General features: G+C 34.8%; 22 protein-coding genes. 13 read left to right on the plus strand and 9 right to left on the minus strand.

Going from position 1 to position 20,126, the window contains the following annotated elements:
* The first annotated feature begins 45 nt into the window (after positions 1-45).
* The 6 genes from HHH54_RS00845 to HHH54_RS00870 all read left to right on the plus strand — a co-directional run bounded on the left by HHH54_RS00845 (position 46) and on the right by HHH54_RS00870 (position 5,686).
* Entirely contained in the window at positions 46-282 is a 237-nt protein-coding gene (locus tag HHH54_RS00845) for a YuzB family protein (protein ID WP_198616927.1), read from the plus strand.
* A gap of 13 nt (positions 283-295) precedes the next feature.
* The gene (locus HHH54_RS00850) at positions 296-655 is read left to right on the plus strand and encodes a HesB/IscA family protein (RefSeq protein WP_198616928.1); all 360 of its coding nucleotides are present in this window, start codon (positions 296-298) and stop codon (positions 653-655) included.
* A gap of 379 nt (positions 656-1,034) precedes the next feature.
* The gene (locus tag HHH54_RS00855; RefSeq protein WP_198616929.1) at positions 1,035-2,237 is read left to right on the plus strand and encodes an NAD(P)/FAD-dependent oxidoreductase; all 1,203 of its coding nucleotides are present in this window, start codon (positions 1,035-1,037) and stop codon (positions 2,235-2,237) included.
* A gap of 89 nt (positions 2,238-2,326) precedes the next feature.
* Positions 2,327-3,802: a M17 family metallopeptidase gene (locus tag HHH54_RS00860; protein ID WP_232796186.1), complete on the plus strand. Its 1,476-nt coding sequence runs from the start codon at positions 2,327-2,329 to the stop codon at positions 3,800-3,802.
* Between the two features lie 169 nt (positions 3,803-3,971).
* Positions 3,972-5,285, plus strand: coding sequence for a Na+/H+ antiporter family protein (locus HHH54_RS00865; RefSeq protein ID WP_198616931.1), 1,314 nt, complete (start codon positions 3,972-3,974; stop codon positions 5,283-5,285).
* A 23-nt stretch (positions 5,286-5,308) separates the two neighbouring features.
* Positions 5,309-5,686, plus strand: coding sequence for a PaaI family thioesterase (locus HHH54_RS00870; RefSeq protein WP_198616932.1), 378 nt, complete (start codon positions 5,309-5,311; stop codon positions 5,684-5,686).
* Positions 5,687-5,750: 64 nt separating this feature from the next.
* On the opposite strand, the gene HHH54_RS00875 is transcribed toward HHH54_RS00870, so the two are convergent.
* The 8 genes from HHH54_RS00875 to kapB form a co-directional block, all read right to left on the minus strand.
* Positions 5,751-6,107: a Na+/H+ antiporter subunit G1 gene (locus tag HHH54_RS00875; RefSeq protein ID WP_198616933.1), complete on the minus strand. Its 357-nt coding sequence runs from the start codon at positions 6,105-6,107 to the stop codon at positions 5,751-5,753.
* Positions 6,085-6,378: a Na(+)/H(+) antiporter subunit F1 gene (locus tag HHH54_RS00880; protein WP_198616934.1), complete on the minus strand. Its 294-nt coding sequence runs from the start codon at positions 6,376-6,378 to the stop codon at positions 6,085-6,087. Before HHH54_RS00880 ends, HHH54_RS00875 begins: the two co-directional genes overlap by 23 nt.
* Positions 6,375-6,854, minus strand: coding sequence for a Na+/H+ antiporter subunit E (locus HHH54_RS00885; RefSeq protein WP_198616935.1), 480 nt, complete (start codon positions 6,852-6,854; stop codon positions 6,375-6,377). Before HHH54_RS00885 ends, HHH54_RS00880 begins: the two co-directional genes overlap by 4 nt.
* Position 6,855: 1 nt before the next feature.
* The gene (locus HHH54_RS00890; RefSeq protein WP_198616955.1) at positions 6,856-8,355 is read right to left on the minus strand and encodes a Na+/H+ antiporter subunit D; all 1,500 of its coding nucleotides are present in this window, start codon (positions 8,353-8,355) and stop codon (positions 6,856-6,858) included.
* Positions 8,345-8,692, minus strand: coding sequence for a Na+/H+ antiporter Mnh1 subunit C (mnhC1, locus tag HHH54_RS00895; RefSeq protein WP_198616936.1), 348 nt, complete (start codon positions 8,690-8,692; stop codon positions 8,345-8,347). Before mnhC1 ends, HHH54_RS00890 begins: the two co-directional genes overlap by 11 nt.
* On the minus strand, positions 8,692-9,138 hold the full coding sequence (locus HHH54_RS00900) for a Na(+)/H(+) antiporter subunit B (protein WP_198616956.1): 447 nt from the start codon (positions 9,136-9,138) through the stop codon (positions 8,692-8,694). Before HHH54_RS00900 ends, mnhC1 begins: the two co-directional genes overlap by 1 nt.
* Entirely contained in the window at positions 9,101-11,518 is a 2,418-nt protein-coding gene (locus tag HHH54_RS00905; protein WP_198616937.1) for a Na+/H+ antiporter subunit A, read from the minus strand. The genes HHH54_RS00900 and HHH54_RS00905 overlap by 38 nt, the downstream gene beginning before the upstream one ends.
* Before the next feature lie 128 nt (positions 11,519-11,646).
* Positions 11,647-12,027, minus strand: coding sequence for a sporulation phosphorelay system protein KapB (gene kapB / locus HHH54_RS00910; protein ID WP_198616938.1), 381 nt, complete (start codon positions 12,025-12,027; stop codon positions 11,647-11,649).
* 71 nt (positions 12,028-12,098) lie between these two features.
* On the opposite strand from kapB, the gene HHH54_RS00915 reads away from it, so the two are divergent.
* The 4 genes from HHH54_RS00915 to HHH54_RS00930 all read left to right on the plus strand — a co-directional run bounded on the left by HHH54_RS00915 (position 12,099) and on the right by HHH54_RS00930 (position 14,593).
* Entirely contained in the window at positions 12,099-12,692 is a 594-nt protein-coding gene (locus tag HHH54_RS00915) for a peptidylprolyl isomerase (RefSeq protein ID WP_198616939.1), read from the plus strand.
* A 22-nt stretch (positions 12,693-12,714) separates the two neighbouring features.
* On the plus strand, positions 12,715-12,972 hold the full coding sequence (locus HHH54_RS00920; RefSeq protein WP_198616940.1) for a DUF1871 family protein: 258 nt from the start codon (positions 12,715-12,717) through the stop codon (positions 12,970-12,972).
* Between the two features lie 164 nt (positions 12,973-13,136).
* The gene (gene fmdA, locus HHH54_RS00925; protein ID WP_198616941.1) at positions 13,137-14,327 is read left to right on the plus strand and encodes a formamidase; all 1,191 of its coding nucleotides are present in this window, start codon (positions 13,137-13,139) and stop codon (positions 14,325-14,327) included.
* Positions 14,327-14,593 (plus strand): FmdB family zinc ribbon protein, encoded by a 267-nt coding sequence (locus tag HHH54_RS00930; RefSeq protein WP_198616942.1) that lies wholly within the window; start codon positions 14,327-14,329, stop codon positions 14,591-14,593. The genes fmdA and HHH54_RS00930 overlap by 1 nt, the downstream gene beginning before the upstream one ends.
* A 100-nt stretch (positions 14,594-14,693) precedes the next feature.
* On the opposite strand, the gene ygs is transcribed toward HHH54_RS00930, so the two are convergent.
* Entirely contained in the window at positions 14,694-15,083 is a 390-nt protein-coding gene (gene ygs, locus HHH54_RS00935) for a S1 domain-containing post-transcriptional regulator Ygs (protein WP_198616943.1), read from the minus strand.
* Positions 15,084-15,534: 451 nt separating this feature from the next.
* Here ygs and pruA point away from each other — a divergent pair, with 451 nt between their 5' ends.
* The 3 genes from pruA (at position 15,535) to HHH54_RS00950 (ending at position 19,814) form a co-directional block, all read left to right on the plus strand.
* Positions 15,535-17,079: an L-glutamate gamma-semialdehyde dehydrogenase gene (gene pruA, locus HHH54_RS00940; RefSeq protein ID WP_198616944.1), complete on the plus strand. Its 1,545-nt coding sequence runs from the start codon at positions 15,535-15,537 to the stop codon at positions 17,077-17,079.
* Between the two features lie 186 nt (positions 17,080-17,265).
* Positions 17,266-18,465, plus strand: coding sequence for an ornithine--oxo-acid transaminase (locus tag HHH54_RS00945; RefSeq protein WP_198616945.1), 1,200 nt, complete (start codon positions 17,266-17,268; stop codon positions 18,463-18,465).
* 104 nt (positions 18,466-18,569) lie between these two features.
* Entirely contained in the window at positions 18,570-19,814 is a 1,245-nt protein-coding gene (locus HHH54_RS00950) for a Glu/Leu/Phe/Val family dehydrogenase (protein ID WP_198616946.1), read from the plus strand.
* Positions 19,815-20,126: the final 312 nt, after the last annotated feature.

Raw genomic sequence — 20,126 nt, forward strand, 5'->3', positions numbered from 1 at the left:
AATTTTGATATAATGACGTCATTAAAATATATAAGAAGGTGTAAGATGAATCCTATTGTCGAGTTTTGTATATCTAATATGGCGAGAGGTTCAGAAGAGGTGTATCAAAAGCTGGACAATGATCCTAACATAGATGTTTTAGAGTATGGATGTTTACAAAATTGTGGGATTTGTTCAGCTGGATTGTATGCCCTTGTTAATGGTGATTTAGTCGAAGGTGACACACCTGATGATTTACTACAAAATATATATGCTCATATAGAAGAAACATGGATATTTTAAGGAGGAAAATGTTATGGCTACAGTAATTTTAACTGAAGGTGCAGCGTATGAAGTTAAAGATATGTTGCAACAAAATGATATGGCAGAAGGTTATCTAAGAGTCAAAGTCAACGGTGGTGGCTGCACAGGTCTGACATATGGCATGACAGCTGAAGAAGCACCAGGTGAAAACGATGAAGTTCTTGAATATTATGGACTAAAAGTATTAGTTGATAAAAATGATGCGCCTATTTTAAATGGTACAACAATCGATTATAAGCAATCTTTAATGGGTGGCGGTTTCCAAATTGACAATCCAAATGCGATTGCTTCATGTGGTTGCGGTAGTTCATTTAAAACAGCTACAGTTTCAGGTACACCTGAAGAATGCTAAAGTATTGTAATAGAAATTGTTACACTACTGCTTAATGAACGTTTTGACTTTGCTTGTTATATGATATTTAATTGATGATTTTAAAGTGAAAATTAAAGGCATGTATTTTAGGACAATATCTGAAAACATGCCTATTCTTGAACACTATAATTAAAACGCTTACATTTTTGAAAGTATTTTTATGGAGGCTTACGATTATTGAGTTTAACCTCATATTTTCATCTATAAAGAAATCATAGATAAACTTGAATTCACATGTAAAAAACTATACACTTATATATGACTGTATTTACTATTTTGTGTATAAATAAAATATTGCGGGTATACAGTGTATAAGGTGAAATACGAATATTAATTAGGAAAGAAAAGGTGAATACAAATGGCAGAACGTAAAAAAGTACTTGTTTTAGGCGCAGGTTATGCAGGTTTACAAACAGTAAGTAAACTTCAAAAGCAATTATCTGAAGAAGACGCTCAAATTACGTTAATTAACAAAAACGATTACCATTATGAATCAACTTGGTTACATGAAGCTTCAGCAGGTACAATTAGTTATGAAGATTTATTATATCCAATCGAAAGTGTTTTAGATGCTCGCGTGAATTTCGTACGTGCAGAAGTTACAAAAATTGATCGTAATGCTAAAAAAGTTGAAACAACTCATGGTGTATTTGACTTTGACATCTTAGTCGTTGCGTTAGGTTTTGAATCTGAAACATTTGGTATTGATGGTATGAAAAAACATGCGTTCCAAATTGAAAACGTACATACAGCACGTGAAATTGCGCGTCATATCGAGGATAAATTTGCAAATTATGCTGCATCTAAAGAGAAAAATGAAAAAGATTTAGCAATTTTAGTTGGTGGTGCAGGATTTACTGGTGTTGAACTGTTAGGGGAGTTAACAGATCGCATTCCAGAACTATCAAATAAATATGGTGTAGATCAAAGTAAAGTTAAAATTACATGTGTTGAAGCGGCACCGAAAATGCTACCTATGTTCTCAGATGAACTTGTGAATTATGCTGTAAGCTATCTAGAAGAACGTGGTGTAGAATTTAAAGTAGGAACGCCAATTGTAGCTGCAAATGAAAAAGGTTTTGTAGTTAAAGTTAACGATAAAGAACAACAATTAGAAGCGAATACTGTGATTTGGGCAGCAGGTGTACGCGGAAGTCAATTAATGGAAAAATCATTTGAAGGTGTTAAGCGTGGACGCATCGTGACAAACCAAGATTTAACTATTGACGGTTATGATAATATCTTCGTAATCGGTGATGTATCTGCATTTATTCCTAAAGGTGAAGAACGTCCTTTACCAACAACAGCACAAATTGCTATGCAACAAGGTGAACACACTGCTAAAAATATCAAACATATCTTAAATGGTGAAGCAACTGAAGAATTTGAATATGTAGATCGTGGTACAATTTGTTCATTAGGTCGTCATGATGGTGTAGGTATTGTATACGGTCGTGAAATTACTGGTAAAAAAGCAGCATTCATGAAACGTATTGTTGATACTCGTGCTATTTTCAAAGTTGGTGGCGTAGGCTTAGCGCTTAAAAAAGGTAAATTTTAATCCAACTTAATTTTTAATGGTGATAGACAAGCTATACTTCATTTCTGAAATGAAGTTGGTTTGTCTATTTTTCTAAGGAGAGAATGATGATGAATACAAAAAAGAATCAAGATATTTTGGTGATAGGACTACCTGAACATTTAACGCAGTATAGTAAAGCAATTCAAGCAAATGATGCTTTATATTCTGCGCTAAAAGAGCTTAAACTCAATCATATTATTTCAAGTCAACTTGGTGAGGTTAATCATACAGCGATACATATTAACAATACATTACAACGCATCATCACTGTAGGTTTAGGTAATATTAATCAATTAAAAGATAAAGATTATTTAAAAATTTGGGGTAATCTTTTTCAATTTATAAAACGTAAACCGATATCTGAAGTACATATTAAGCAAGATTCATTTTTAGCAAAATCTGTAGATAACACTACTATATTTAAAATAATGGGGCTCCAAAGTAAGCAATCAATATATCAATTTGATGATTATCGCTATGATAAAAAAGCACCTTTTAAACTTGAACTCACCTTTGATGAGCAAAACAGAGACCAGGTTGAAGCAGCATTCAAAATAGGAGAAACAGTTGGTGTATCTATTAACTACGCACGTGATTTAGGTAACACACCGCCTAATATTCTCACGCCACAATATTTAGCTGAATCAGTTGAAACGTATTTTAAAACAAAATCTGTTACGGTTGATGTAAAAGATGAACAAGCCTTAGAACAAGAGGGATTTGGTCTTATTCAAGCAGTTGGCAAAGGATCGATTAATCCACCAAGATTGATTACTTTACAATACAACGGTGACCCTGAAAATGAATCGGATGTGATTGCTTTAGTAGGTAAAGGGATTACTTATGATTCAGGCGGATATTCAATTAAATCAAAAACAGGCATGCCGTCCATGAAATATGACATGTGTGGGGCTGCAAATGTCATTGGTATGGTCGATGCAATTCAAGCTTTACAATTGAAAGTGAACATTGTGGCTGTGATTGTAGCAGCTGAAAATATGATTGCTAATAATGCGATGAAACCTGATGATGTATTTACTGCGCTTAGTGGAGATACAGTAGAAGTGCCAAACACAGATGCAGAAGGTCGATTAGTATTAGGAGACGCTACTTTTTATGCAAATCAATTTCGACCTAAATTGATTATGGACTTCGCGACATTAACAGGTGCAGCTGTTGTCGCGTTAGGTGAAGATAAAGCCGCAGTGTTCAATAAAAATGCTGAGCCTTCCACATTACATGCAATTTTAAAAACATCGACTTCGACTGAAGAGCCTGTATATGAATTGCCAATTACGGATACTGAAAGAAATAACATCAAAACTTCAGACGTGGCAGATTTAACAAACCATGTCAATGCACAAGGTCGAGCGTTATTTGCTGCAGCATTTATTACACACTTTAGTGGTAATACACCACACTTACATTTTGATATCGCAGGTCCAGCAACGACTTCTAAACGATCATATAAAGGGCCAAAAGGAGCTACAGGTTATTTAATTAATACGATTGTGGAATGGTTGATGCAAGAAACAAAAGCTTAGATTTATAAATGAGCGTTCAGTGATTATGACTGACTGGTATTAAAGTTCGTAACGTTTCTTTAATAACTAGTCAGTTTTTTTGTTCATAAATCGTATTGACGTAAAACAATAATCTTGTTAATATATCTATATTACTTTAATTCGATAATGTACTAAAGGAGTGTAAAATATGAATGCAGTCGTGATAGCGGTTATCTTAATGATAGTATTATGTTTATGCCGCTTAAATGTTGTGATTAGCTTATTTATCAGTGCACTAGTAGGTGGTCTGATAGCAGGATTATCGCTTAATCACACAATTTCAATATTCACAGAAAATATCGTTGATGGTGCAGAAGTTGCCTTAAGTTATGCTTTACTTGGGGGATTTGCAGCATTGATATCTTATAGCGGAATAACCGATTATCTTGTTGAACGTATTATTACTAAAATCCGTGCAGAACAAACGAAAACATCACGTATTAAGGTTAAAGTCGTGATTTTAGTAAGTTTACTTACGTTGAGTATTATGAGTCAGAATATCATTCCAGTACATATCGCTTTTATTCCTATTGTAATTCCACCACTCATTAGCTTATTTAATGAGTTGAATTTGGACAGACGTTTAATCGCTATAATCATTGGATTTGGTTTATGTTTCCCATATGTATTATTACCGTTTGGTTTTGGCCATATTTTCCAGGAAATTATTCAAAAAGGGTTTGATAAGGCTAATCACCCTATCGAATTTAATCAAATATGGAAAGCAATGCTTATTCCTGCTTCAGGATATATTATTGGCTTATTGTTAGCATTATTTTATTACCGCAAGCCAAGAACATATAAAGAAATTCAAACTACTGCAAAAGCAAATGAAAAAGCTTTAAAACCCTATGTACTTGTAGTCACAATAATCGCGATACTTGCAACGTTTACGGTTCAAACGATTACAAATTCTATGATTTTTGGTGCATTAGCTGGGGTTCTAGTGTTTTTCGTATCAGGTGCATATCAATGGCGTCGTTTAGATGATCAATTTGTAGAAGGTATTAAAATAATGGCTTATATCGGTGTTGTAATTTTAACAGCAAATGGTTTTGCGGGTGTGATGAGTGAGACTGGAGATATTGAAAAATTAGTCCAAAGTCTTACACACATCGCGGGGGACAATAAGCTTTTAAGTATTGTTTTAATGTATATTATAGGGCTCATCGTTACTTTAGGCATAGGGTCTTCTTTTGCTACCATTCCAATTCTAGCTGCATTATTCATTCCTTTTGGTGAATCTTTAGGTATGAGTACGATGGCTTTAATTGCCTTGATTGGAACAGCGAGTGCACTTGGTGATTCGGGTTCTCCTGCAAGTGACTCAACATTAGGACCGACTGCTGGATTAAACGTAGATGGTCAGCATGATCACATTAGAGATACATGTATACCAAACTTTGTCTTTTATAACGTGCCACTGATTATAATGGGAACAATCGCTGGACTTGTATTATAATCATATAAAAAGGAGGCACTAGCATGACGCATTTAATTGAACTCTTAGATATGAAAGTACTTGAAAAACGTGATGGTTACATCAAAATGTCGATGCCAGTTACAGATAAGGTCAAGCAACCTTTTGGCTACCTTCATGGTGGTGCTACAATGGCACTTGGTGAAACCGCATGTTCGATGGGTTCAGCAGCATTAGTAGATACAACTGAAGCTATACCAGTTGGTTTAGAAATGAACGCGAATCATATTAAATCAGCACGAGACGGTGAAGTTTATGCTGAGGCACGTATTTTACATCAAGGTTATTCGACACATGTATGGGATATACACATCACTGATGAGAAAGGACAATTAGTCACTGTTATGAGGGGAACAATTGCGATTAAAAGAAGAAAGCAATAATTGCATAATATTAAAAAGGCGCTACTATTTTATCAATGAAAGTAGCGCCTTTTTTAGATAATATTTAGAGTTTTGTTCCTTTTAAATCATCTTTTACTTCATCTAGTTTTAAACGTTTTGAAGCATGGATTTTGAGATTATATGAAGCCTTTAAAACTAAGTGACTTGAAAGGGGGCCTGTTATAAATACGAACATAATACCTATAAGTAATTGAAAATTAACATAGCCTTCTTTACCAATGAAATAAATGAATGTCCCTGTTAAAAGTAACATGGCCCCTAATGTTGCTGCTTTACCAGCGGCATGAGCACGTGAATAAACATCATCTAGACGTAACATACCAATCGCTGCCAAAGCACTGAATAATGCACCGATAATTACAAGAATCAATCCAATACTAATCACGATTGTCTCTGTCATGTTCTATCACCTGACCTTTATCCATAAATTTTGCAAACACTGCTGTTCCTAAAAAGGCAAGAATCCCAATTAAAAGAATTGCGACGATCATATAATGTGTGCCTAAGATAATCGAAAATAGTCCGATGATAGCCATCAATTGAATACCTATGGCATCGAGTGCTACGACGCGATCAGGAAGTGAAGGGCCGATGATGACACGAACAAGTATTGCAAGGATAGATAACACTACAATAACAAGAGCGATTATGATTACAATATCTAAATTCATGATTCACCCACCTCTCTCACTGCTTTTTCGAGTGATGCTTTAATTCCAGCGACTTCTTCTTCTTTTGTTGAAAAATCTAAGCAATGAATATACAGCCTTTTCATATCATCATTTACACCAATAACTACAGTTCCTGGTGTGAGTGTGATTAAATTTGATAATAGTGCGACTTGCCATTTATGTTCGAGATCTGTTTCATAAATAAAAAAGGCAGATTCATTTTTAATATGAGGTTGAAGAATAATACGCAATACATCTAAGTTCGCTTTAATCAATTCGATTAAAAAGATCAGTAACAATTTAAAAACTTTGTATAGTGTAATGATATAAAATCGACCAGGAAGTAAATGACGCATTAAATAAACAAGGAATAATGCGAATAAATATCCTAAAACAAAGTTGTTCATCGTGTAACTATCTGATAAAAATAACCAAAACACGGCTAAAAAGAGATTGATAACAATTTGTACTGCCATATTACTTCACCCCCAATACGCTTTGAATATAAACATCAGGTTGATAGAATGATTTCGCTGCTTCGGCAATGATTGGATACAATTGACCTGCACCAAGTCCGAAAGCAACAGAAATAATTACTGCTAATACACTCACTGCAAGTAAGCCACGGTGGTGTAGGCGTGGGTTATAGAAATAACCATAACTCTTACCAAAAAAGCCTCTTAAGAAAATATTAATAACAGAATATAGTACAACTAAACTTGATAATAATACGATAATGCCACTTGCATAAAACCCTTGTTCAAATGTGGCTTGAACAATATATAATTTACCGTAAAATCCACTTAAAGGTGGAATTCCTGCTAAACTTAAAGCAGCAATAAAATAAGTCCAGCCTAATAGTGGATAATGGTGAATTAAACCACCAAAATCACGAATATCAGTTGATTTAGTAATTTTATACATAATGCCGATTAAAAAGAATAGGGCTGCTTTAATTAACATATCGTGAATCGTATAGTAAATCGCCCCAATAATACCAGCTTCATTCATCATAGAGACACCTACTAAGATCACGCCAATTGCAATCATGATGTTATAAAGAATAATGCGTTTCGTGTCTCGATAACCAACAGCCCCGATACATCCAAATATAATAGTCAGTAAAGCTAATGCTAAAAGGGTATAGTGTGAGAAAGTAAGCGTATTATGGAAGAATAAGCTCATTGTTCTCAAAATAGCGTATACCCCAACTTTTGTAAGTAAAGCACCGAAAAATGCAATGACCGCAAATGGTGGCGCATAATATGCACCTGGTAACCATACATACATTGGAAATACAGCAGCTTTTGTAGCAAATACGAAAAGAAACAGGACAAATACGATACTGATTAAGCCAGGATGTTCATTTGAAAGCTGGTGAAGTTTCTGGCTAATATCGGCCATATTTAATGTACCTACAATAGAATAAAGTATACCTACTGCAATAATGAAAAACGCAGAAGAGACCACATTCACTAGTAAGTATTTGACACTTTCTTGAAGCTGTATTTTAGTTCCACCAATTACAAGTAATCCGTATGATGACATTAAGAATACTTCAAAGAATACGAATAAGTTAAAAATATCACCTGTTATAAATGCACCATTAATCCCAGTCAACATAAACATCACTGTGAAGTAATAGTAATAGGTTTCGCGGTGCAATCCTATTGACTGATAAGAGAATAGGATAATTAAAATCGTGATAAGAACACTTGTCGTTACAAGTAACGCACTCAATAAATCAACAACGAATACGATACTATAAGGTGCTTTCCATGATCCGAGCTCTAATATGAGTGGATGTCCTGCTTGCCATACATTGTATAAGTTGATTAAGGCAAATATTAAGGTAATGATCGCACCTGTTAATGCAATAAAACGTTTAATGAAAGGACGTAAGCCACTAAAAATTAGAAGTATAGCTGTGATGACCGGTACAACAAGGACTGCAACAATTAAATTTTCATTCATCATCATCTTGTGGTACTCCTTTCATTCGTTCAACATTATCTGTTCCGAGCTCTTTATAACTTCTAAATGCAAGTACTAAGAAAAATGCTGTTACAGCAAATGAAATAACAATCGCTGTTAAAATTAGCGCTTGAGGGATAGGATCGACGTAATCTGTGACACCTTTAACTAAAATAGGGACATTTCCGTTTTTCAAACCACCCATCGTTAATAAAAATAAATTTGCTGCATGTGATAATAATGTTGTGCCGATAATAATGCGAATTAAACTTTTGGATAGAATAAGATATACGCTAATGGAGACTAAAATACCGCAAACAATGATTAATAAAATTTCCATTATTTATTCTCTCCAATCGTTAATATGATTGTTAACACTGTACCAATTACAACAAGTAATACACCTGTGTCGAATAATACAGCTGTGTGTAAATGCATCGGTTTAAGTAAAGGAATTGGAATATCAAAAGAGGTATGTGTAAAAAAGTTCTTATGATAAAACCAACTTAACATAGGTGAACCTACGCAAAATGTCAAACCTAATGCGATTAACTTTTTAAAATCCCAAGGAAAGACTTTTTGTAATGTTTTCACATCAAATGCAACTGCTATAATGACGAGTGCACTTGAAACAAGTAAACCACCAATAAAGCCGCCCCCAGGTGTATAGTGTCCGGCTAAGAATAGGGAGAAGCCGAACATCATGATCAAGAAGAATATGACGACTGATGAATATTGAGAAATTAAATCATTTTTTTGTCTGTTCAACATGCTCCACCCTTTCATAACCATTTTTATGTTTTGCGCGTAACTTAATTAAAGTATAAATACCCATTCCAGCGATACCGAGTACGGCTGATTCAAAAAGTGTATCGGTACCACGGAAGTCGACAAGAATTACGTTAACCATATTTTTACCTTGAGCTAAATCATAAACATGTTCTTTGTAAAAAGCGCTAATTGATGCAAAATGACGGTTACCGTAAGCGATTAAACCTAAAACGATAACTACAAGTCCAACACCAATTGAAATAATAATATTTCCAACTTTATGACTTACACTTTCGTTGTAACGACTGATATTCGGTAAATGATAGAAACAAAGTAAAAACAGTGCAGTAGAAATCGTTTCAACAACGAATTGTGTTAACGCTAAGTCAGGTGCGTTAAAGAAGATAAAGAATATCGCCATAGAATAGCCAACCGCACTTAACATAATGATACTAAACAATCTTGAACGCGCAAATACAATCATAATCGCAGCAATTGTAATCGTAACAACAGATATTGCTTCATATGTGCGAATAGATGATACATTATCAAGGTTGATTGTAAATGGTGAGAATATCAGTGTAAGAATCGTTAGTAATATCATCATAAAGAAAATAATGACTAAATTATTACGATTATAGCCAGTCATATAAGTTCGTGTAATTTGAGTCGCATAATAAGGTGAATAACGTCCTGTCGCATTATACCAATGATTTAAAGTTAAAACGTCTGGTATACGTTTTAAAACTTTTGTCCAGCGTTTAGCCGTAAAGAATAAAATAATACCTACAATGTAAATAATTAATGTCGAGATAAAGGCTGGTGTAATACCGTGCCATAATTGAAATTCAGCATGTACAGAATTTGAGCCTGCAATAGCACGTGCAGCCGGTTCGACTAACGGTCCAGTAACAAGGCTTGGGAATAATCCAACACTTACAACTATAATTGATAAGAGAATAGGAGGAATATTCATTAAAATAGAAGCCTCATGTGCTGTATTAGGTAATGCATCTGGTTTATGTGTACCTAAAAAAATCTCATAAATAAACTTTAAAGAATATACAAAAGTAAAAATACTACCTACAATCGCGATAATCGGTAACAATATGCCGATTGAATTTAAGCTAAATAGAGGTGCATGTGTTACTTCAATCATAGATTCTAAAAATGCTTCTTTTGATAAAAAGCCATTAAACGGTGGGATACCAGCCATACTTAAAGCTGTAATAATTGATAAAGTGAATGAAATTGGCATAATTGTCATTAATCCACCTAGTTTTTGAATATCCCTTGTTCCTGTAGCATGATCGACCGCACCTGTAATCATAAACAATGCGCCTTTAAACGAAGCATGGTTGATTAAATGAAAAATTGCTGCTGTATAGGCTGCAATGTAAAGTTGACTTTCAGACCCTTCAAAGTGGTAACTTACTGCACCTATTCCTAGCATAGACATAATCATACCCAGTTGAGAAACTGTAGAAAAGGCTAAAATACCTTTTAAATCAAGTTGCTTTGTTGCATTTAAAGAACCCCAAAATAATGTGATTAATCCGAAAAGTGCAACAGTCCAAATCCACCCTTGTGAAATTGCGAAAATAGGTGTCAAACGAGCAACAAGATAAATCCCCGCTTTAACCATTGTTGCAGAGTGAAGATACGCACTTACAGGTGTAGGTGCTTCCATCGCATCTGGTAACCATATGTAAAATGGGAATTGTGCTGATTTTGTCATTGCACCGATAATTACGAAAATCATAGCTAATATAAATGTTGGAGATGATTGTATTGAACTTGCTTGACTTATAATTTCTTGAATGTTCCAGCTGCCAGTAGCGCTATATAATAAGATAAAACCTCCAAGCAATGATAATCCGCCTAATACTGTAATCATCATTGATTTCATCGCGCCATACAATGACTTTTCTTTATGACGCCAAAAAGAAATCAGAAGAAAACTTGAAAATGATGTCAGTTCCCAAAATAAATAAAGAATTAGTAAATTATCTGAGAGCACAACACCTAACATTGCACTCATAAAAATTAGTAAATAACAATAAAAATGACCTAATTGTTCTTCATGGCTTAAGTAACTAATTGAATATAAAACTACTAAACTTCCGATACCTGTAATTAATAAAGCAAATAATAACCCGAGTCCATCTACATAAACATCAAAGTTCATCCCAATTTGTGGCATCCATGAAACGGATTGTTTTGTATAATGTCCGGACATAGTGAGTTTGACATACGTCAAAAAGTACGCAAACAACACAACTGGAATCGGCAATACGAACCAACCAAGATGAATACGTTTATAAAAACGATACAGGGTTGGTATGAGTATTGAAAAAATTAACGGTAATAAAACCGCTAAATGTAACCAACTCATTTGTTGTCCTCCTTTAAAAAAACTACGATAGTATCATTATACATGAATATGAATGTTCTGAAAAACAAGGCACTACAATGATTCTATTAACTTAAAGGTCATATTAAATAAGTAGAAACACGTCAAAATTAATCAAAATTTATTTTATATTGACGTGAATAATCTTGTTTAAGTTCATTTAAACAATTTAAAGATGCGTGTGCATAAGGTGTGTCTTGTGTTTTTAATTTAGTTTCTAAATCAGTGATTGCATTTTGTAGAGATACTGTATATTCTTGACGTTCACCTTCAAATGGTTTTAAACGACTTTGAGAAGTATAACGTTTCTCATAAAGGCTCAGTGCTTTGCGTTCATGAAAGAAAACACCTTCTACTTCATTAGGTGAATGAAGATCACCTTGTTTTGGATGTTTTATGACTTGAAGTACTTTGACTAGCGTTTGGTCAGAGGCATCCTCAACAATTTCAACAACATAGACCCCAGTTTTATGTGAAAAACGATAAAGCATGATAATTCCATCCTTTCATAAATATGTTAAAATAGTCTTATCATTAAGTTTATCATGAATGGAGTATTAAAATGACTAACTATCCACAATTGACAAAAGAAATTCAAGAAAATGAAATTAAAGTAGTAATGCATACAAATAAAGGAGATATGACTTTAAAATTATTTCCTGACATTGCACCAAAAACAGTAGAAAACTTTGTAGAACTTTCGAAAAAAGGTTACTACGATGGCGTAACATTCCACCGTGTAATTAATGACTTTATGATTCAAGGTGGCGACCCAACAGCTACAGGTATGGGTGGCGAAAGTATTTACGGTCAACCATTTGAAGACGAATTTTCAATGAATGCATTTAATTTATATGGTGCATTATCAATGGCTAATGCCGGACCTGGTACAAATGGTTCTCAATTTTTCATTGTTCAAATGAAAGAGTTACCAGCACAAATGGCAAGTCAATTAGAAGATGGAGGCTGGCCTAAAGAAATTGCTGAAGCGTATCGTGAAAAAGGTGGCACACCATGGTTAGATCAAAAACATACTGTATTTGGTCAACTAATTGAAGGAGAAGATACGTTAGAAGATATCGCAAACGTTAAAGTGGGCGCGCAAGATAAGCCTGTTTACGATGTTGTGATTGAATCTATTGATATTGAAGGTTAAACAGTAACGAAAGAGGCAAATTATGGCAAATAATGATTTAAATATAAAATTATATCAACAATTATCAGCGTGGAATCCTATGGACTTTGACGATCCGACTTTAGGTGATTCAGAAGTCTATGAAATGATGGATGCAGTACATCAATTAGGTGAGCCACATGAAATTGCAAAAGCCTTTCAAGATATTTTTAAGTTCTCATTTGAAACTGTGATACCGTACGAGCAATGTTTAATAGAAGCAAACAAAGCAGTACAACTACAAAGAACATGTGATTTTTAAATATCATTCATTGTTTACAATAAAGTACACAAGGTAGTCCTACGTTTAGTATCGTCTGCCTTGTGTTTTTTTATTAAAATGAGTGTAGTGTAACTTAAATTAGGGTAAATCGTAAATAAAAGACAGAAAATTCTGTCTGAATTAAACAAATGGGGGAGATTTATATGCCTAAAAAGTTATTCAGTGTAGATTTAAATAAAAAAATGGATCAACAAGCACATCCAGGACATAACCGATGGCATCCAGATATTCCAGCAGCTTTCTCTGTTGAGCCGGGAGAATCTTTTCGAATGGAGTGTTTAGATTGGACAGACGGCCAAATTTCAAATAATGATGATCCGAGCGATATCAAACATGTCAATCTTAATCGCGTTCATGTTCTTAGTGGCCCTGTTCATGTTAATGGCGTTGAACCGGGAGACTTACTAGTTGTAGATATATTAGATATTGGTGCCTTTCCAGAACATGAGTGGGGATTTAATGGTATTTTTGATAAAACAAACGGTGGCAGCTTTTTAGTTGATCATTATCCAGATGCGCAAAAATCGATTTGGGATTTTAATGGTATTTACGCAACAAGTCGTCATGTACCTGGTGTGGAATTTGCGGGCGTCATTCATCCAGGACTTATTGGCGTTGCACCTTCTCATGAAATGTTAGCAGAATGGAATAAAAGAGAAAAAGCACTCGTAGATACAGATCCAACTCGTGAACCACCACTTGCGAATTTACCAACAGAGGATGCGGTAGTATTAGGTACTTTAAAGGGTAAAGAATTCGAACGTGTGGCAAAAGAAGGGGCAAGAACGGTGCCACCACGTGAAAATGGTGGGAACTGTGATATTAAAAACTTATCGAAAGGTTCTAAAATCTATTTTCCTGTTTATGTTGAAGGGGCTAAGTTATCAGTAGGAGATATTCACTTCTCTCAGGGTGATGGTGAGATTACATTCTGTGGTGGAATAGAGATGCCAGGATGGATTGATCTACGTGTCAATGTGATTAAAGGTGGTATGGAAAAATATCAAATTAAGAAAAACCCAGCATTTAATCCAAGTCCAGTATTACCAAATTATTCGGATTACATTGTATTTGAAGGGATTTCGGTTAATGAGTTTTCAGGTAAACAAACATACTTAGATGCGAATACGGCTTATCGCAATGCTTGTTTAAATGCGATAGAATTCTTAAAAACACGTGGCTTTACAGGGGAACAAGCTTATATGTTACTTGGATCTGCACCAGTTCAAGGTACAGTTGCCGGTATTGTTGATATCCCGAATGCATGTTGTACGATAGCGATACCTAGAGAAATTTTTAATCCAGGCGTATTACCAAATATGGATGAATCGTAATGCCAACTTATACTTATCATTGTGAGTCGTGTGGTACATTCACACTGAGACAACGCATGTCAGAGCAACATGAAACCGCAACTTGTCCAGATTGTGAAGCAATTGCCAAACGAGAGTTTCAACCTTTTCAAACTTATCGACTCGATCAACGTGTGAAGCAAAGAATAGAGAAAGGTCAACAACCACGTATTGTTAAAGGTAAAGATTTGCCGAAAAAAGCAGCAAAACCTCAAAATACATCTAGACCTTGGATGACAGGTCATTAAACTACACAAAATACAACGTTTGAGCTAATTTGGATAAAACAAAAGGGCGATTTTCAATTTAGAAAATCGTCCTTTATCAGGCTTAAAAGCCTTTTATGCGTTATTCTGAATCATATTTCATCCGTTTTCTTGACTGTTTCACCCAATATGGCAATCGTTCTTTTAACGTTTGAAACCCGTACTTTTCATTTTCTTTAATTTCGTCCAATACTGAGCGTTTTTCCTTTTTACGTTCATAATTTTTAAAATAGTCGTTGTCTTTTAAGGATAAATTGAGCTTACCATTTTCCTCTATGGAAATGATTTTGGCTTTTACAGTTTGACCAGGTGATAAAAGCTTACTTAAATTGTGTACATAATCATCCATAACTTCAGAAATATGAATAAGTCCTTCAGTATTGTCAGGGGTCTCGACGAAAGCGCCGTAGGGTTGAATACCAGTCACACGCACTTTAATATGTTGACCAACAAAGTATTGTTTCTTCAACATTCATAACCCCTTATTAGTTTGATAAGAACAATTTTATAATAGCATAAATTCACTTATTATCCTAACTATACAGTTGAAATAAACAGATTTTTCGGTGCAGTTTTTAACTGTGTATTAGAACGTTATTAAAGAAAAGCAACATCTTCAATTATTCATAAATATTGATAGTACGCGTAATATGAATAAATCCAAGAGTATATTCTGACAAATCTGATTAGATGACTTGCCAAAATAAGGGGTTTAACGCTATAATTCAATTAAATGAAAGCGCTTTAAAAATTGTGTGATAACATTTGATTGAGAATACATCATAAAGTAGTTGGGGACCTTAAGATATAGGATTAAATTTGTGAGTATTCTGTAAAATACCACTAAATATTTTACAATATTGTGACAAATGTGGCATGATGAAATTAAGCGCAATTTCAAAAAAACAAAGGAGGATTTTTGAATGATTCCATATAAACATGAAGCATTTACTGATTTTACGAAAGAGGAGAACAAAGTAGCCTATTTTCGTGCTTTAGAAAAGGTAGAAAGCGAATTAGGTAAAGAGTATCCGTTAATTATTGGTGGTGAACGTGTCTATACAGATGATAAAACACGTGTTTATAACCCATCAAATCGAGAAGAAACAATTGGTTATGTTTCTAAAGCGTCTAAAGAACATGCAGAAAAAGCATTAGAAGCTGCTAAAGAAGCGTTTAAAACATGGAGAACAGTAGATCCAAAAGTGAGAGCGAATATTTTATTCCGCGCTGCAGAAATCACACGTAAACGTAAACATGAATTCTCAGCACTATTAACTAAAGAAGCTGGTAAGCCATGGAAAGAAGCTGACGCAGATACTGCAGAAGCTATTGACTTTATGGAATACTATGGACGTCAAATGCTAGAACTTAAAGATGGTAAACATGTTAACAGTCGTCCTGGTGAATATAACCAATTCGACTATTTACCAGTTGGTGTAAGTGTAGTTATTTCACCTTGGAACTTTGCTTATGCGATTATGGCAGGTACAACATCAGCACCGATTGTAACAGGTAACACAGTATTATTAAAACCATCATCTAATACACCAATTATTTCTTATAAATTTATGGAAGTACTTGAAGAAGCTGGTTTACCTAAAGGGGTTGTCAACTGGATTCCAGGTTCATCAAGTGATATTGGTGACTTTATTATTGAAAATAAAGATGTTGGATTAATTTCATTTACAGGTTCTAAAAAAGTGGGTACACAAATCATTCAAAAAGCATCAGTGATTCAAGAAGGTCAAAACCACATCAAACGTGTTATTGCTGAAATGGGTGGTAAAGACGCAATTATTGTTGATAATGAAGCAGACTTAGAAGTTGCAACTGACGCTATTGTTTATTCAGCATTTGGTTTCTCTGGTCAAAAATGTTCGGCATGCTCACGTGTAATTGCGCATGAAGATATTTATGATGAAATTCTTGAGCGCGTTAAAACAGCTACTGAAAAGATTAAAGTAGGTAACGCAGCAGAACCAGACACTTATGTTGGACCAATTATCGACGAAAAATCATTGAAAAAAATTAAAAATTACATTGAAATTGGAAAAGAAGAAGGTCGCTTAGTAACAGGTGGTAAAACTGACGAAGAAACAGGTAACTTTGTATATCCTACAATCTTCGCTGATTTAGATCCACATGCACGCGTGATGCAAGAAGAAATCTTTGGACCTGTTGTTGGCTTTACAAAAGTAAAAGACTTTGATGAAGCGATTGAAGTCGCAAATGATACTGAGTATGGATTAACAGGTGCAGTAATTTCGAATAATCGTATGAAACTAGAACAAGCACGCCGTGACTTTATGGTCGGAAACTTATACTTCAACCGTGGTTGCACAGGTGCTGTAGTTGGATACCAACCATTCGGTGGATTTAAAATGTCAGGTACTGACTCTAAAGCGGGCGGCCCAGACTATTTAGTATTACACATGCAAGGACGTGCCGTATCTGAGCACTTATAATATAAAAATCACTTAGACTTAATTCGATTGTAATGATTTTTAATGTATAAGTGATATGAACTGTAGGGTAAATCATTTATAGCGCATTCAAATCAATCGCATATATTGACTTTGTTTTGAATTGCGATTGTGATTTACCCTATTTTTTTATAACATATACTATATTTTATTGAGGGGGAAGATTATATGACAACAAAATCAGAAGAAATTATTGAACTTACAAATCATTATGGTGCACATAACTATTTACCATTACCTATTGTAATTTCAGAAGCAGAAGGGGTTTGGGTAAAAGACCCTGAAGGCAATAAATATATGGATATGTTAGCAGCGTATTCTGCAGTAAACCAAGGACACAGACATCCTAAAGTGATTCAAGCATTAAAAGATCAAGCGGATAAAGTAACGCTTGTATCTCGTGCATTTCACAGTGATAATTTAGGTGCTTGGTATGAGAAAATTTGTAAATTAGCAGGTAAAGAAAAAGCATTACCTATGAATACTGGAGCTGAAGCAGTAGAGACAGCATTAAAAGCTGCACGTCGTTGGGCTTATGACGTTAAAGGCATTAAACCAAACGAAGCTGAGATTGTTGCTATGGTAGGTAACTTCCATGGTCGTACAATGGCACCTGTTTCTTTATCTTCTGAAAAAGAATACCAACGTGGTTATGGTCCATTATTAGAAGGTTTTCAAAATGTGCCATTTGGTGATGAAGCAGCATTAGAAGCGGCAATTAATGAAAATACGGCTGCGGTTTTAATTGAGCCAATTCAAGGTGAAGCAGGCATTAATATTCCACCAAAAGGTTATCTGAAAAAAGTTCGCGAATTATGCGATAAACATAATGTTTTATTCATTGCAGATGAAATTCAAGCTGGTTTAGGACGTACAGGTAAATTATTTGCAACAGACTGGGATGACGTTAAACCTGACGTTTATATTTTAGGTAAAGCTTTAGGTGGTGGGGTATTCCCAATTTCAGTAGTACTTGCGGATAAAGAAGTATTAGATGTATTTACACCAGGTTCACATGGGTCAACTTTTGGTGGTAACCCATTAGCTTGTGCGGCGTCTATTGCTGCTTTAGATGTCATTATTGATGAAGATTTACCAGGTTGTTCACTTGAATTAGGAGAATATTTTAAAAATGCATTGCTTGAAATCGACCACCCATCTATTAAAGAAGTAAGAGGTCGTGGATTATTTATTGGTGTTGAACTTCATGAAAATGCAAGACCATACTGTGAAAAGTTAAAAGAAGAAGGTATTTTATGTAAAGAAACACACGAAACAGTAATCCGATTTGCACCACCGTTAATCATTACCAAAGATGAATTAGACTTTGCAATTGATAAAGTGAAAAAAGTATTCTCTAAAGCGTAATATACTTATGAAACCTTGAGATTAAGGGCTTTAAAAAAAGTTAGCTTATGTTACAATACGAATGTAAGCGAAAACAAAAGTATGAAAAAGAGGCGAAATGGATCATGGCTGAAAAAAATAATCTAGTGACGTCAACGCAAGGCATCATTAAAGAGGCAATGCATAAATTAGGTTTTGATGATGGGATGTATGAGCTCATTAAAGAACCTTTAAGATTTTTAACAGTTCGTATTCCAGTACGTATGGATGATGGAAGCGTTCAAACATTTACAGGATACCGTGCACAACATAACGATGCAGTTGGGCCAACTAAAGGTGGGGTGAGATTCCACCCAGATGTTGATGAAGAAGAAGTTAAAGCATTATCAATGTGGATGACATTGAAATGTGGCATTGTAGATTTACCGTATGGTGGCGGTAAAGGTGGTATTATTTGTGACCCACGTCAAATGAGTATTCATGAAGTTGAACGCTTGTCACGTGGATATGTACGTGCGATTTCTCAAATTGTTGGACCAACAAAAGATATTCCAGCCCCAGACGTATTTACAAACTCTCAAATTATGGCGTGGATGATGGATGAATACAGTCAAATGGATGAATTCAACTCACCAGGATTTATTACAGGTAAACCGATTGTATTAGGTGGTTCACAAGGACGAGATCGTTCAACTGCATTAGGGGTTGTTATTGCAATTGAAGAAGCGGCAAAACGTCGTGGCAAAACAATTAAAGATTCTAGAATTGTAATCCAAGGTTTCGGTAATGCAGGTAGTTTCCTTGCTAAATTCTTATACGATCAAGGAGCTAAAATTGTAGGTATTTCAGATGCTTATGGTGCATTACATGACCCAGAAGGTTTAGATATCGACTATTTATTAGACCGTCGCGATAGTTTCGGTACAGTTACTAATCTTTTCGAAGATACAATTACAAATAAAGAATTATTTGAATTAGACTGTGATATCCTAGTACCAGCTGCGATTGCGAACCAAATTACAGGTGATAATGCAGCAGATATTAAAGCTGACATTGTAGTTGAGGCAGCAAATGGTCCAACTACACCAGAAGCAACAAAAATTCTTACTGAAAAAGGTGTACTTCTTGTACCAGACGTATTAGCAAGTGCTGGTGGTGTAACAGTTTCATACTTCGAATGGGTTCAAAATAATACAGGTTATTATTGGTCAGAAGAAGAAGTGAATGAAAAATTACGCGAAAAATTAATCACAGCATTTGATACAATTTATAATTTATCTCAAAATCGTAAAATTGACATGAGACTTGCAGCATATATTGTAGGTATTAAACGTACAGCAGAAGCAGCACGTTATCGTGGTTGGGCATAATAAAAAAGGGCTCTTTGTCAACGTCGGTTGGTGAAGACAAAACGTACTAAGTTGCTATTTTTAGTGACTTGGTACGTTTTTTATGGGCTCTATACTTTTAACGGCTAGTGAATATTTCACCAACCGTTAAAAGTATAGAGCCTAAAAAAGTTCCGAGTTTGAAATATCAAACTCGGACTTTTTATGTGTGCGCTCGGCATGATTAACAACTTGATGGTGAAAGTCCATTACAGGCTTGGCAGTAGGAACTGTTAGTGAAAGACAAGGGTGTCCATCGTGAGGTGGAATCTGAAGGAAGTCGGACGCAAACAC

The organism is Staphylococcus canis, assembly GCF_016238445.1.
Taxonomy (GTDB): domain Bacteria; phylum Bacillota; class Bacilli; order Staphylococcales; family Staphylococcaceae; genus Staphylococcus; species Staphylococcus canis.